The organism is Solibacillus sp. GQ1 (genome assembly GCF_059758555.1).
Genome location: NZ_JCAXEX010000001.1, coordinates 916,670 through 931,272, shown reverse-complemented (window position 1 = coordinate 931,272; position 14,603 = coordinate 916,670). Strand labels below are relative to the sequence as shown.

12 protein-coding genes are annotated in these 14,603 nt (G+C 40.5%); 2 read left to right on the top strand and 10 right to left on the bottom strand.

What is annotated here, in order from left to right; translation table 11 throughout:
* Positions 1 to 3: 3 nt before the first annotated feature.
* From AC6CH1_RS04525 to AC6CH1_RS04515, 3 genes are all read right to left on the bottom strand, one after another.
* Positions 4 to 2,280 carry a DEAD/DEAH box helicase gene (locus tag AC6CH1_RS04525; RefSeq protein ID WP_251688813.1) on the bottom strand — a complete coding sequence of 759 codons (2,277 nt, stop codon included), beginning with the start codon at positions 2,278 to 2,280 and terminating at the stop codon, positions 4 to 6.
* On the bottom strand, positions 2,273 to 2,638 hold the full coding sequence (locus tag AC6CH1_RS04520) for a YppE family protein (RefSeq protein ID WP_251688815.1): 366 nt from the start codon (positions 2,636 to 2,638) through the stop codon (positions 2,273 to 2,275). The genes AC6CH1_RS04525 and AC6CH1_RS04520 overlap by 8 nt, the downstream gene beginning before the upstream one ends.
* A gap of 108 nt (positions 2,639 to 2,746) precedes the next feature.
* The gene (locus tag AC6CH1_RS04515; RefSeq protein ID WP_251688817.1) at positions 2,747 to 2,977 is read right to left on the bottom strand and encodes a molecular chaperone; all 231 of its coding nucleotides are present in this window, start codon (positions 2,975 to 2,977) and stop codon (positions 2,747 to 2,749) included.
* 181 nt (positions 2,978 to 3,158) lie between these two features.
* Between AC6CH1_RS04515 and recU the strand changes: the two genes are divergently transcribed.
* Complete coding sequence (gene recU / locus AC6CH1_RS04510) at positions 3,159 to 3,842, top strand: Holliday junction resolvase RecU (RefSeq protein WP_251688818.1); 684 nt, start codon at positions 3,159 to 3,161, stop codon at positions 3,840 to 3,842.
* Positions 3,829 to 6,522 (top strand): PBP1A family penicillin-binding protein, encoded by a 2,694-nt coding sequence (locus AC6CH1_RS04505; protein WP_251688820.1) that lies wholly within the window; start codon positions 3,829 to 3,831, stop codon positions 6,520 to 6,522. The genes recU and AC6CH1_RS04505 overlap by 14 nt, the downstream gene beginning before the upstream one ends.
* Before the next feature lie 89 nt (positions 6,523 to 6,611).
* On the opposite strand, the gene AC6CH1_RS04500 is transcribed toward AC6CH1_RS04505, so the two are convergent.
* The 7 genes from AC6CH1_RS04500 to dinG all read right to left on the bottom strand — a co-directional run bounded on the left by AC6CH1_RS04500 (position 6,612) and on the right by dinG (position 14,333).
* Positions 6,612 to 6,959, bottom strand: coding sequence for a YpoC family protein (locus AC6CH1_RS04500; RefSeq protein WP_251688822.1), 348 nt, complete (start codon positions 6,957 to 6,959; stop codon positions 6,612 to 6,614).
* Entirely contained in the window at positions 6,956 to 7,618 is a 663-nt protein-coding gene (gene nth, locus AC6CH1_RS04495; protein WP_251688824.1) for an endonuclease III, read from the bottom strand. Before nth ends, AC6CH1_RS04500 begins: the two co-directional genes overlap by 4 nt.
* Before the next feature lie 18 nt (positions 7,619 to 7,636).
* Positions 7,637 to 8,368 carry a DnaD domain-containing protein gene (locus AC6CH1_RS04490; protein WP_251688826.1) on the bottom strand — a complete coding sequence of 244 codons (732 nt, stop codon included), beginning with the start codon at positions 8,366 to 8,368 and terminating at the stop codon, positions 7,637 to 7,639.
* 84 nt (positions 8,369 to 8,452) lie between these two features.
* Positions 8,453 to 9,748, bottom strand: coding sequence for an asparagine--tRNA ligase (gene asnS, locus AC6CH1_RS04485; protein WP_498316428.1), 1,296 nt, complete (start codon positions 9,746 to 9,748; stop codon positions 8,453 to 8,455).
* Positions 9,749 to 9,780: 32 nt separating this feature from the next.
* Positions 9,781 to 10,974, bottom strand: coding sequence for a pyridoxal phosphate-dependent aminotransferase (locus AC6CH1_RS04480; protein WP_251688828.1), 1,194 nt, complete (start codon positions 10,972 to 10,974; stop codon positions 9,781 to 9,783).
* A gap of 13 nt (positions 10,975 to 10,987) precedes the next feature.
* The gene (locus AC6CH1_RS04475) at positions 10,988 to 11,470 is read right to left on the bottom strand and encodes a cell wall elongation regulator TseB-like domain-containing protein (RefSeq protein WP_251688829.1); all 483 of its coding nucleotides are present in this window, start codon (positions 11,468 to 11,470) and stop codon (positions 10,988 to 10,990) included.
* Positions 11,471 to 11,546: 76 nt separating this feature from the next.
* Complete coding sequence (dinG, locus tag AC6CH1_RS04470; protein WP_498316427.1) at positions 11,547 to 14,333, bottom strand: ATP-dependent DNA helicase DinG; 2,787 nt, start codon at positions 14,331 to 14,333, stop codon at positions 11,547 to 11,549.
* Positions 14,334 to 14,603 lie beyond the last annotated feature (270 nt).

Here is a 14,603-nt window from a genome sequence, read left to right as displayed (position 1 = left end):
TTCTCACATCATTTCGTTGATTAAAATATTTAACACTTTCATAACTTGTTTTTTGTTTTCTCCCAAACTATCCTGCGCACCAATGCATGAAGGACAACCTTGCTGACACGGACAGTTCTCCACATGCTGAGCTGTTCTTTCAAGCAGCGACAGTAAAACATCGTACACACGTTCACTTAAACCGATACCACCAGGATAACTGTCATAAATAAACAATGTCGGTTTTTCATTATGAACCGCTTTCACTTGCGGGACTACCGACACATCCGACCGGTCACAGTGAATGAATAACGGGATAAAGCTTCCCATTGCATAGGCAGCTCCTGTCAGCGCATCGGTCAGTTGTTCTTCCGTCCAGTTATTCGGCAACTCAAAGCTCATCCATGTCGCATTTGTATGCATTTCCATTGGAGGAATCGTAATCGGACCAGATCCGATATTATCATGGGTATTAAAACGGATTTTCTTAAAAATGGTCGGAATAGCTAAGATACTGACATCTCCGTAACTTACTGTCGAGTTTTTAAATGGGGCCGATTTATCTTCACTTAGCACCTTCAGCTCGACAGCCAAATTTGCATCTGTAAAGTAGTCGACATCCACTTCACGAACGAATGCCTTTTTCTCTTCCCAATCGAGCTTTTCGACCTGGAACTGAATACCTTGATGCAAATAGATGGCTTCTTCATGTAAAAGAGTCATTGCACTGTACGTATCCATTTCACCGATTACTTTCGTATTGGCAGGTGTTGAAATATCGATAATGACAACATTTTCCTGTGCAGCTGAACGCAGTGAAATTTCATGTGCCGGGAATCTGTCGCTCATCCAATGCCATTTCGTGCTTGTACGGACAAGAACACCCTCTTCTTCTAAATAGGCTAATAGTTCCTGAACTTCATATTCCCCATACGTATCTTCCATCGAAAATGGCAGTTCGAATGCCGCACATTTTAAATGCTCCATTAAAATTAACAGATTTTCCGGATTAATACGCGCTTCTTCTGGTGAACTTCCTAATAGATAACTAGGATTTTGGACAACATATTGATCCAATGCCGTTGATTGCGCAACATAAACAATGAGCGCCTCGTCCTGACGTCTTCCTGCTCTGCCCGCTTGCTGCCACGCACTCGCGATATTCCCTGGGTAGCCTGTCATAATACATGCCTGTAATTGACCGATATCAACACCCAATTCAAGTGCATTCGTACTAACGACCATCTGTATTGATCCTGTTCGTAAGCCTTTTTCGATTTCCCGCCGTTCACTCGGCAAATAACCGCCACGATATCCTTGAATCGATTCGTCCATAATTTTTTTCGATGTTAACGACTTTAAATACGTCACGAGCATTTCCACACGAACTCTTGATTTCGCAAAAATAATCGTTTGTATGCCCGCTTCAAACAAGCGCTTCGAAATATCGCGTACTTCGAGCACTGCGCTCCGTCTAACTCCAAATGTCGGATGGACGATCGGCGGGTTGTAAAAAATAAATGTCTTCTTCCCGATAGGCGCACCTGATTGTTCGATCAGCTCATGCTTACTGTTTGTCAGGCTTTCCGCCAGTTCTTTAGGGTTTTTGATTGTGGCACTCGTACAAATAAAAATCGGATTGCTTCCATAAAATTCGCAAATACGCTGAAGTCTTCTTATAACATGCGCGACATGTGAACCGAACACGCCTTTATACGTATGTAACTCATCAATGACGATATACTTCAAGTTTTCAAAAAGGGATACCCATTTCGTATGGTGCGGTAAAATGCCTGAATGCAGCATATCGGGATTTGTCATGACAATATGGCCGGCTTTCCGGATTTTTTGGCGAATGCCTGGTGCAGTATCTCCATCATATGTGTAACTCAAAATATCCTCATCCATCAGTTCAATCAATTCATTAAGATCTGATTTCTGGTCCTGTGCAAGCGCTTTTGTAGGAAACAAATAAATAGCGCGACTTGAGCGATCTTCTAAAATTTGCTGTAAAACCGGCAGATGGTAGCAATACGATTTTCCCGAAGCAGTCGGTGTAATCGCAGTAAAATGCTTTTGCTGTTGTGCATAGTCGAATGCTTGGCGCTGATGGATATAAAGCTGCTCAATACCGCGCCCATGCAATGCTTTAATGATCGATGGGTGTAAATTAGACGGAAAATCTGCATATTGGGCCTGCTTTTCATCAATCGTATGCATGGCGACAATATTTTGCTTCATTTCCTCATCATATTGCCACTCGTCGACAAGCTGCGAAATGGTTCTTTTTTTGCTAAGCATCGTCTTCACCTTCCTCAACCTTTGTTGCGAGTAGCTTTAATGTATATTGGGCAGATTGGATCGATTGAATAAACCGTTTTTTGCTCGTTCCTTTAAAGAAAGACTGTACAACAAATTGCTCCATTGCATCGGCTGCGTGGTCAATTTGTTGTACATATAAATTTTTTGGGTGCTGGCTTTTTATCCAATTTGTCGCATGCTGCTGCCATTCGTGAATACGTGTATGGACTTCATCGACATGTGGCTTGACCTCATTAAAGAAATCCGGCTCCTTGTCTAAACGTCGCATTTCATGAAAACGGTGTAAACACGCATCACATTCTTCTATTAATTGGTATGTTTCATCTATTAATTGCATAAAGAGCACCTCGAGTAATTTCATCTGTTTTAACCTTGTAGCGTAAAATATCATAGTTCGCTACAACAGCTACTTTTTTATTAATTTATTCATCTTTGCCCATTCAGGCTAAAGTATATTTGTTCTTAAGTGTATCAAATTCTCATCGTTTGTACTACTCATATGCGAACAGGCATTCTTTACTTGACTCTTTGTTTCTGCTAAGCTAACTTTTTGATAAACTGTGAGTAGATTGGTTAAATGCTCCACTTTCATTCTTAATTGTTCGCGTTCCATTTGCAATGATAATAATGTTTGTGCCATTTCTACTTGTTCGATTAAGCGTGATAATTTCGACATATAATGCCCCCTTTTCACAATGATTCTTTCTTTTTCCACGGAATCCTTGTCATGTGGCAAAAATAGTGTCCATTCGCTAAAAGAAGTTATATTTTGCATAGCTTTTACAAAATTATTAACGGGTACATTGTTTGTGATACACTATTAAAGTATTATTTCTTCCAGGAAAGAAGGTGATTCCATGGTGATTCGTTATCCAAACGGGAAACTCTATGAAAGTGCGCCAAAGATTGAGAAAAAAAAGGAATCCGCTAAATCTCAATCGGTTGCTAAAGAAAAAAATAAAAGAGCCGTCAATTACAGTAACCGTGGAAAAAGCTTAGAAGATGACCTAAATGAAACAAATATGTTTTATTTACATAGGAATATGGCAAATATACACAAGAAACCTGTTCCTATACAAATCGTCAAAGTAGATTATCCGGCTAGAAGTGCTGCTGTTATTAAAGAGGCTTATTTCCGCACCCCTTCAACGACGGATTATAATGGCGTATGGAATGGATATTACATTGACTTTGAAGCAAAAGAAACGGATAGTAAAACATCCTTTCCATTAAAAAACATTCACCCTCACCAAATGGATCATATGCATTCCGTGACAAATCAACGAGGAGTTGCGTTTTTCATTGTACGATTCAGCACGTTAAACCGTAATTTTGTCATTTCGTATCATGCTGTGGCAAAATGGTTTTCAGCAATGGATGAAGGGGGAAGAAAATCTATACCAATCGCCGTTTTTGAGCAGGATGCCATCGAAATATCCGAAGGCTATTTGCCAAGGCTCGATTACTTACAGGCGGTAAAAAAGTTAATCGCAAACAATAATGTTTGTGAAAGTGAGGAGAAACATCGTGACGGAAAATAGAAAAACACGCGAACAAATTAAGCGCGAACGTCAACAAAAAAACAAAAAATCCAGAAAACCGAAAACTTCTGCAGGGAAATGGATTAAGCGCATTGTCTTAGCAATCGTTTTAATTGGGGTAATTGGTTTCTTAAGTGGTGCCGCATTGTTTGGCTACTATGTAAGCAAAGCACCTGAACTGGATGAGGATGCATTAAAGGATCCGATTTCATCGGAATTTTATGATATAAATGGAGAACTTTTTGCAACAATTGGTGCAGAAAAACGAAATTATGTAAAATATGAAGATATTCCACAGCAAATGATTGACGCGATTATCGCAACAGAAGATGCACGATTTTTTGATCACTTCGGTGTTGACTTGTGGCGCCTTGGCGGTGCCGTACTTGCCAACTTCCGTGATGGATTTGGTGCTCAAGGTGCGAGTACAATTACACAGCAAGTTGTAAAAAACTCATTCTTTACCAATGAGAAAAAGCTGGAGCGTAAAGCGCAGGAAGCTTGGCTCGCAATTAAGCTGGAACGTCAATATAGTAAAGAAGAAATTTTTGAAATGTACTTTAATAAAATCCTAATGTCAGGTAGAATTCATGGCTTTGGTACAGCAGCAAAAGAATTTTACGGAAAAGAATTAAGTGAATTATCATTGGCTGAATATGCTCAATTAGCAGGGATGCCGCAAAGTCCGAACAATTATAACCCATACAAAAAGCCGGACCGTGCAAAAAAACGCCGTAATATCGTTTTAGGCTTAATGGTTCAGCACGGGAAAATTACCGAAGCTGAAGCGGAAAAAGCGAAAAAGGAACCTATTACTGGCGGGCTCATTCCTGAAGAAGAGCGTGTAGCAAACAGTACAACGAAATATCCTGCATTTTTGGATGTCGTTTTAGCAGAACTCGAAAAAAATGGTGATAGCGAACTGACTTCCGAAGGGATCAAAGTTTATACAACGCTAGATCCAAAAGCACAGACGATTGTAGAAGATTTGATGAACAATGACAGCAACTTCCCTACTGAAGAGATGCAGGCCGGTGTTGCAGTCATCGATACACCAACAGGTGAAATTCGTGCAATTGGCGGCGGACGCAATTATACAGGTGAATTCAACTATAACTTCGCCTACGATATGACAACCCGCCAGCCTGGTTCGACTTTAAAACCTTTAATTGATTATGGTCCTGCCATTGAATATTTAAAATGGTCGACTGGTCAAACAACGGTCGATGAAAAAATTACGTATTCCGGTTCAGATCAAGTTATCGGGAACTGGGACGGCCGCTATTTAGGTACGATGACAGTACGTGAAGCACTCTATACATCACGAAATATTCCGGCAGTGAAGACTTTCCGTGAAGTTGGTCCGGAACGTGCTAAAGAGTTTTTAGGCAATTTAGGTATTGAGTCAAGCGGATTAACAGAATCCGAGGCTTTAGGTGGAGGACGCGTCAATATTTCTCCTGTCCAAATGGCCGCTTCTTATGCAGCATTCGGCAACAACGGTACTTATAATAGTCCGCATGCCATTACTAAGATTGTTTTCCGTGATGGAAAAACATCAAAATCGTTTAAACCGGAATCCAAAAAAGCAATGAGTGATTATACCGCTTATATGGTAACGGATATTTTACGTGATGTAGTTAGTAACAAACGCAATGCCTCTGCGACACGTGCGATAGTATCAGGCGTTGATATCGCCGGTAAAACAGGTACAACAAACTATGGCTCAGATGAATTTGAAAAGTTCAATTTAAAGAGTGGCTCAGTACCGGATACATGGTTTGCCGGGTATACAACAAACTACTCAATCGCTATTTGGGGCGGTTATTCACAGCGGAAAGATGCCATTACAACATGGGAAGAGCGCTGGTTGCCACAAACATTGTTCAAATCGATCATGACGGATTTAAATCAGCATAACCCGTCGTCATCATTTAAACAGCCAAGCAGTGTCGTATCGGCTTCGATTGTTGTCGGATCGAATCCATTAAAACTGGCGAATGAATATACACCAGCTACACAAAAAGCAACAGAGCTGTTTGTTAAAGGAACCGAGCCAACTGAGTATACGCAGGAATTTGTACCTCAAAATCTAGATTCACCTACTAGTTTACAAGCGGCATACAATGAAGCAGCACAACTAGCAGATGTTTCCTGGTCACATTCATCACTTGACGGTTCCGGTGAAGATACAGATCCTGTTACATTTGAAGTATCGATGAAAGTTGATGGCGGTCCGGCAACGGTCATTTCTACGACAAGCGCAACCGCAATTCAAGTACCTAACATCGAACGAGGTAAAGAATATACATTTACAGTTACAGCCATTTCGGGTGATTTACGAAGTGATCCGGCAAGCGTTGCATTATTCGTCGAAGGCGATGCGACAACAGAGCCAGAAGATCCGAATGACTCCATTGAAGATCCGAATGAAGCAGAACAACCGGAACAGCCTGGTAACGGGAACAACAATGGGAATAACGGCAATGGCAATGGCAACAACGGGAACGGGAATGGAAACAATGGAAACGGCAATGGCAATGGAAATAACGGCAACGGCAATGGCAGCGGTAATACTGTAGAGCCGGATGAGTCCGACCCTGATCCATCAGTACCGAACCAACCAAACCCTCCTACTTCGGGCGGCGAAACAAGGCCTGAAGACTCAGAAGAAGATTAAACTAAAAAACATCAATTTTTCTCACAAGGAGAAAAATTGATGTTTTTTCTTTTTTATTTAAGTTGAAAAATAACGATTGTTCGGTTATTTTACTTTTTCATTCTCAGCCTTGCGCAGCGCTTTTTCGTTTCTTTATAAAGTTCGTCCAATTGACGATAGCATGCATATTGCCCTGGACGAGCTTTTATAAACTGCAGACGTTCCATCCCGTTGATTGGCATGAGCTCATACTCGCTTTGCACTGAAAACGGTATATCTGTAATAGAACCGTTTACAATAAACTGTTCAAAATGTTCGATTCCTTCTACCATGAATTGCAGTGCTGATCCGTCACGTCGTTCATGGGCTGCGTGAATCGTTTCACGCATTGTCTCCCATTCACCGTACCAAGCGTCCACCACTTCTTTTGAAATTGCCTCTTGTTGAACTGAAATCATCCTATTTTTACCAAACCTTTTTTCAAACGTTTTTGCCCTTCTCGACAGTCATCCAATAACGGACATGACCCGCAGCCGGGATTTTGCGCTTTACAATGATAACGGCCAAAGAAAATAATTTGATGGTGTGCACGGCTCCATCGTTCAATCGGCGTTTTTTTCATGATTGTTTCTTCTACTTCCAGCACACTGTCTTTCCAACGACAAAGCCCTAATCGCTTCGAGACACGCTCTACATGCGTATCGACAGCCATCGCAGGAATATCAAATGCAACCGACAAGACAACATTCGCTGTTTTACGGCCGACACCTGGCAATGTGACAAGATCTTCACGAGATGCCGGAACTTCCCCGCCATATTCATTTAACAGACGCGCACATAATAATTGAATATTTTTCGCTTTATTCCGGTAAAGGCCAATTGAACGAATATCATTTTGCAGTTCCTCAAGCGAAACATTTAAATAATCCTGCGGAGTTTTATATTTTTGAAATAATTGTTTCGTCACTTTATTGACGAGGACATCTGTACATTGCGCAGATAATAATGTCGCAATCGTCAACTCAAACGGATTGTCATGCACTAATTCACAATGTGCATCCGGAAACATGCGATCCATCTCATCTAAAAAGTGATTCCATTTTGCTTTTGTTAACATAAAAGTTTTGGTGTCCTCCTATTCTCGCTCCTCTAACCAATTATAGAAAGAAACTTTTTCCGTTTTCTGAACTGTTTCTTGCTGATGTACCGGTTGAATCGGTGCTGCGGCCATCGTATTTTTCCGGTATTGCTCACTATGTTTTTCAATTTGTGCGAGTGTTTTTATGTTGCGCTTCTTCCACTCGATCAAAATACGGTCAATGTAGCGTAAGTTCACTTTATCAGCAAGTACCGCTTCTTTTAATGCAGCTTTTATAATTTCAGGACTATGCTGATCCAAGTCCATCCACATACCGATTGTTTCAATTTCCATTGGAGAAAGCAGGCGTCCCAGCTCTTGTTCAAACAGCTGAAAAATTTTCGCCTCGTCCAATTTGTTGGCAGTTGAAACCTGTTGTTGTGCTTTTGATTGCAGCAGATCCAGCAGTCTTTCCCATAAAGGATAAATCGAATATTTCTCGGCAAGGCGTCCAGACTCATCAGTGCTTTGAGAAATTTCGACATATCCTTTTTGCATTAAGCGTTGAATTATTTGAGAAATAGCCGTCAATTGAAAATTTGTCCGCTGCATTAAATCATTTGGTGTCGGAAAGTCGATTCCTTCCTGTTCGAACGTTAATAAATGTAGAATGATTAATGCTTCGTCATCTTGTATATTTAGTTCGCTATAATGTTTAAAAAATAATTGTGGAATAGTAATTTGTAATTGCTCCGTCCAAACGCGGATTCGATTAAAATTTTTAGACATAGTTGAATCCCCCTTTGTGCGCTCGTAACGACAAAACGCCCGGCAAAATTCCGGACGTTTTCTCGTTGTATAAATTAAAATTAATTATGGATATAAACGGTTTAATAAACGTGGGAACGGAATAGATTCACGGATATGTTCTGTTCCGGAAATCCATGCAACTGTACGCTCTAACCCTAAACCGAAGCCTGAGTGAGGTACTGCACCTTGTTTACATAAATCTAAATACCATGCATATGCATCCATCGATAAGTTATGTTGTTCTAAACGAGATTTCATTAATTCATAATCATAAATACGTTCAGAACCACCGATAATCTCACCATAGCCTTCAGGAGCGATTAAGTCTGCACATAAAACGACATCATCGCGCTCTGGGTGTGGCTGCATGTAGAACGGTTTAATACCGATCGGGTAGCATGTGATAAATACTGGTTTGTCGTAATGGTTGGCAATTGCTGTTTCGTGTGGTGCACCGAAGTCATCACCCCACTGGATATCATCAAAGCCTTGCTCATGTAAGAACTCGATCGCTTCATCATAAGAAATACGCGGGAATGGTGCTTTCACGTTTTCAAGTTTTGATGTATCACGGCCTAGACGCTCTAAATCAAGCTTACAGTTTTTCAGTACAGATTGTACGATATGAGATACGTATTGTTCCTGTACTTCCAAGCTTTCATCATGCTCAACAAATGCCATTTCAGGCTCGATCATCCAGAATTCGATTAAGTGACGACGTGTTTTAGATTTTTCTGCTCGGAATGTAGGACCAAACGAGAATACTTTTCCTAATGCCATTGCAGCAGCTTCCATGTAAAGCTGACCAGATTGAGATAGGAATGCGTCTTCATCGAAATATTTTGTATGGAACAGCTCTGACGTACCTTCAGGTGAAGAACCTGTTAAGATTGGCGGATCCATTTTTGTAAAGCCATTTTCATTGAAAAATTCATATGTTGCGCGAATAATTTCGTTACGTACTTTCATGATTGCATGTTGTTTACGAGAACGTAACCATAAGTGACGGTTATCCATTAAAAATTCTGTACCATGCTCTTTTGGTGTAATTGGGTAGTCTTTAGCAGGACTGATTACTTCGATACCTGTAACATTTAACTCAGCACCGAAAGAAGAACGCTCGTCCGCTTTAACTTCACCAATAACATACATCGATGTTTCCTGTGTCATGCCTTTAGCTACTGCGAATAGTTCTTCGCCCACCTCTGTTTTTACAACTACACCTTGCGCAAAGCCTGAGCCATCACGTAACTGAAGGAAAGCTAATTTACCGCTAGAACGTTTGTTAGCTAACCATGTACCAATTTTTACTGTTTCGCCAATATGATTTGGCATATCTTTAATCATAATTTTTTTCATAAAGTCCTCCAAAGCTTATGTTGCAAGGACGCTTAATCTTGCCATTTTGCTTTAACAAAGGCATCGATTCGGCGAACTGCTTCTTCTAATAATTCTAAAGATGTCGCATACGATAAACGTATTGTCGCTGGTGCACCAAATCCTGAACCTGGAATGACCGCAACATTTGCTTCTGTTAATAGTGCCGATACAAAATCGTCCACTGAAGTATAGCCTGTTTTCTCGGCTGTTTCCGAAACATCCGGCAATAAGTAGAAAGCACCTTGTGGTTTTAATACTTTCACACCAGGAATTGCTGCTAATTTCGGGAAAATCGCTTCTAAACGTGATTCAAACGCTTGTCTCATCTTTTCTACTGCATCCTGCGAGCCGTTATATGCTTCAATCGTTGCATATTGTGCTGTTGTTGTTGCATTTGAAGTAGAGTGAGAAGCTAAATCCGTCATCGCTTTAATGATTGTCGCGTCACCAGCTGCATAGCCAATGCGCCATCCTGTCATAGAGTGAGATTTTGCAACACCGTTCACAACAATTGTACGTGCTTTCACTGCGTCTGAAACTTCCGCAATTGAATAATGCTCTATTCCATTGTAAACAAGCTTTTCATAAATTTCATCTGAAACGATTAAAATATCCTTTTCTTCTGCCACTTGTGCAAGCTCAGCCAATTCTTCCTTCGAATAAATCATACCAGAAGGATTGGACGGCGAGTTAATAATCACCGCTTTTGTTTTCTCTGTAATGGCATTACGTAGTTGCTGTGCTGTAATTTTAAAGTTCTGTTCCTGTGTTCCTTCCACATATACAGGAACACCGCCAGCAAGCTTCACTTGTTCAGGGTAAGATACCCAGTAAGGAATTGGGATAATTACTTCATCGCCCTCATTTAAAATAACTTGGAACAATGTATACAGAACGTGTTTTGCTCCGACACCAACGATTATCTCATTTGCTTTGTATGTAAGATTATTGTCTCGAGCCAATTTATCAATAATTGCTTTCTTTAAAGCAGGTAAACCTCCAGCCGGTGTATATTTTGTCAGTCCAGCATCCATCGATTGTTTTGCCGCATTTAAAATATTCTCCGGTGTATTAAAGTCCGGCTCCCCTGCACCTAAACCAATTACATCAATACCTTGCTCCTTTAACTCTTTCGCTTTAGCTGTAATCGCTAAAGTAGAAGATGGTGTTAAAGTTTTTACACGATTTGCCAACAATTGTTTCATGTTGCTCTCTCCTCTACAAATTCAATATGCGTTTCCACCATTGCCCATCTTCAAATAGAAGATAGACATAATTCAAGCTGCCGGATTCATTTTTATAGGTAATTTCCCATACTGGACCCGGCTCCTCGAATCCTAACTTCATATGAAGAATCTCTTTCGCAGCAGTATCTTCCTGAAAAACAGACAACGCCTTTTCTTCAGTGATGCCATCTGCTAAAAATACTTCCTGCATTGAATTCTCATCTAAACTCATCGGGACGAAGACTGCCTTTTCCTTCCCATACTCATCCACTCCGAAAACAGTGACATATGGCTTATTCCCATTGTAAACATAGGAATCATCAACAACAGCAAGTGCTTTCGTATCCAGCGCAAAACTTTCCGCCTTTTGTTCTATTTCACTAAACGGTGCATTGGCCTTCCAAAATACGAACACTGAAATAACAAGCGACAAAGATAAAATAAAGACAACCGAAAAGATAATCCAGTTTTTCATAACTGCACCTTACAATCCGATGTATTTGTATGTTGTTTAAAGTTTTGTTTCATTTTTGTCAACCTGCTTTCCTTCCTCATCGTTTTTCATTATACCAATTTCCTAAGCTTTGCACCATACTGTGTAGAGGCAGTTTTTGTATAGAAATTGGCGGTAATGACTCGATAAACTGTTGTCCGTATGATTTCGTTTCAATCCGTCGATCCAAAACGATAAATACCCCTTTATCATGGCTGGAACGAATTAATCGGCCGAATCCTTGCTTGAACCGGATAATGGCATCCGGCAGGGCCAGTTCTGTAAAGGAATTGCGCCCTTGCTGCGTTATATAATTAGCCCGCGCTTTAAACGCTGGTTCTTCCGGTGAAGAAAACGGCAGCCTTACAACAATGACCGCAGACAAACCGTCGCCCGGTACATCGACCCCTTCCCAGAAGCTGTTCGTTCCGAATAATACGGAATGATTAAACTTTTGGAAAGACTTTAATAATCGCATACGGCTTCCGGATGTCACACCTTGCGCAAAAATCATATAGTCGCTTAACAATTCACTTTCCTGTATAAGGTTGACTGTTTTACGTAGCATGTCCTGTGACGTGAATAAAACAAAGCATCTTCCATTCGTCATGCGCACTGTATTTGTAACGGCATGTGCAACCTCTTCGATATACTCAGACTGTGAAACGGCCTGAATGTCAGGCATGTCATTGACAATATACACTTCTGCCCCGTCATAATAACTCGGGTCCGCATGCAGCTTTTCAATCGGGATCATCGGATTGATCCCAAGCTGGTTCGTAATAAAACGCTCATTACTTGGTACTGTTAACGTACCGGATGTCCAGACAATGCCGCTTTTTTCACGGATCGGATCAAAAAGTTTCCTGATCGTTGATGTCACTTCAATCGGTTTTTTATAGAGCTGGATACTGCCAGGTACACTGCGCTGGTCCAATTCAAGCCAGCATGAATAGTCAGGATTTTCACTTAAAAATACATCATCCCATTCTGCCAGTTTTATTGTAAACTCATTGACGATATACTGCCATTGCTCAATTAAATATTCATGCTCCGGTGCAAGCTCTTCCACACTTGAAGTAAACTTCCGGATAAGCTCGGTCGCTTCATCCACCCATTGCTGCACAGTGAGTGAAACTTTCATTAAAACTTCACGACCTAATTTCAATTCAGAAATGAACACTTCGATTTTCTGAAGTTGCTTAGTCTGGTGATGATGCGCTTCTTTCACTCCTCGAAGCAATACCGTCATTGCCGTATCAAATGCATTGACCATTTGAATATAGCGCTTTTCCAGCTGATCAAGTGTTTGATAATTCAACAACTGTTTTTTTATTGCTACTCGACGGATCTTATAAAATAGCTGTTCATCTTCCTGTATACCAATTTGTCCAAATAAATATTTCCAATTCATATAAGTGAATATTTTTTCGTGCTGATTGATTGCAGCTTGTATAAACTGATGGGCCTCATCGATTACCCAGCCGCCTAATGAATTAAAAATCTGTTCATTGCGTACAAGATCACTGAGCAGCATCGCATGGTTTGTTACAATAATGTCCGCCTGGCGACTATTTTGAATTGCACGTGAATAAAAATCATAAAGTGGCATTGTCGTTTTCGGCAATGCGGTCTTTCGGATTTTATCAATGAGCAGCTGGCCACCACCCGACACATTCAGTTCACTTAAATCACCCGTCTCCGTTTTCGAAAGCCAGATAAGTGTTTGCAGTACTGTAAATGTCTGATCATATGAAACATCCTGTGTCTTCAGCTCTTTCTCGAATTTTTCGACGTCGATATAATGATTCATCCCTTTTAACAAGGTCATTTTAATCGGCTGGCCAAGCGCCTGTTCCAATATCGGAATATCATTTTGCATAAGCTGATCCAGCAAATGGGAAGTATACGTACTGATTCCTATTTTCTGATTTGTTTTCTTAGCATAATAAATCGACGGCACTAAATAACCCATTGTTTTTCCGATTCCCGTTGATGCTTCAATGACATGTTCCGCCTTTGCGTTGAATGCATGCCATATGCTGTCCATCATTTGAAACTGCTGCGGGCGCTCTTCAAAATCGGGAATCCCTTTTAATAATAAGGCCATCTTTTCATCTGTTGTTTGCGGGTAAACAAGTTCATCTCCATCACTTTTTGGCGTCGGTGCCATTTTGCGGATGGCTATTTTACGGTAAAAGACATGCCCTTCATCCGTTAATGCTTTATTGCGTTTAATGACAAGCGCATCAAAAAACAACTGGGACAAGTCTGTTCTCAAACGGAAAGAACGTTTATGCAATTGCTCCAAAGTAACGAGCGGCAATGTTAACAGCTCTTCCCAACAATGTTTAAGCAGGTACGCTGTCGCGAGTGCATCGTCATCCGCGCGGTGTGCACTTTGCAGCTCGATATGAAAATCATTCGCTAAATCCGATAATTTGTAGCTTAACGACATCGGGAACAAAATCTTAGTCAATTCAACCGTGTCGATTTTCTTTCCGTGCCATTTCGATATTCCGGCACGGTTAAACTCCGCCTGTAAAAAATTCAAGTCAAAATCTGTATTATGGGCTACAAATACAGCCCCTTCAAGCAGCTCATAAATATAATCCGCATGCGCTTCAAATGGTAAAGCATCTTTTACATCTTCATCTGTAATATTAGTTAAATCCTGTATAAATAACGGAATCGGTTTTCCCGGATTAATAAATTTAGAATATTTTTTAACGATTTCCCAACCTTGCATAATGACAATGGCGATTTGAATCATACGGTCGCCGCTTGCAGGGGAATGCCCTGTTGTTTCAATGTCGACAATCGCATATTTTTGACTTTCCTTCATTTTTCTTCAACTCACAGTTCAAGTAATATAACGGCATTTTATCATACTGGAGGTGATGAGGTCATGTAATTGGATAGAACGGCTGAAACGTGGAGGCGGAATGCTGCGAAAACCATCTAATAAAATTTTATTTATTCTAATAAAGCCACGATTTTCTAATATAACCGCTAACTGTTCTAAAATAAGTCCCGTTTGTGCTAATATCCTTTCCGGTTATTCGAATATCCATCCAAGTTTTCTAATATATCTTAAATGTTCTAATAAAATTTA

What these genes read in the sequence shown, in the direction of transcription:
- AC6CH1_RS04500 (WP_251688822.1), bottom strand. Translation starts at nt 6,959, where the DNA reads ATGATTTCAGTTCAACAAGAGGCAATTTCAAAAGAAGTGGTGGACGCT.
- AC6CH1_RS04475 (WP_251688829.1), bottom strand. Translation starts at nt 11,470, where the DNA reads ATGAAAAACTGGATTATCTTTTCGGTTGTCTTTATTTTATCTTTGTCG.
- asnS (WP_498316428.1), bottom strand. Translation starts at nt 9,748, where the DNA reads ATGAAAAAAATTATGATTAAAGATATGCCAAATCATATTGGCGAAACA.
- AC6CH1_RS04490 (WP_251688826.1), bottom strand. Translation starts at nt 8,368, where the DNA reads ATGTCTAAAAATTTTAATCGAATCCGCGTTTGGACGGAGCAATTACAA.
- nth (WP_251688824.1), bottom strand. Translation starts at nt 7,618, where the DNA reads ATGTTAACAAAAGCAAAATGGAATCACTTTTTAGATGAGATGGATCGC.
- AC6CH1_RS04525 (WP_251688813.1), bottom strand. Translation starts at nt 2,280, where the DNA reads ATGCTTAGCAAAAAAAGAACCATTTCGCAGCTTGTCGACGAGTGGCAA.
- AC6CH1_RS04520 (WP_251688815.1), bottom strand. Translation starts at nt 2,638, where the DNA reads ATGCAATTAATAGATGAAACATACCAATTAATAGAAGAATGTGATGCG.
- recU (WP_251688818.1), top strand. Translation starts at nt 3,159, where the DNA reads ATGGTGATTCGTTATCCAAACGGGAAACTCTATGAAAGTGCGCCAAAG.
- AC6CH1_RS04515 (WP_251688817.1), bottom strand. Translation starts at nt 2,977, where the DNA reads ATGTCGAAATTATCACGCTTAATCGAACAAGTAGAAATGGCACAAACA.
- AC6CH1_RS04480 (WP_251688828.1), bottom strand. Translation starts at nt 10,974, where the DNA reads ATGAAACAATTGTTGGCAAATCGTGTAAAAACTTTAACACCATCTTCT.
- dinG (WP_498316427.1), bottom strand. Translation starts at nt 14,333, where the DNA reads ATGAAGGAAAGTCAAAAATATGCGATTGTCGACATTGAAACAACAGGG.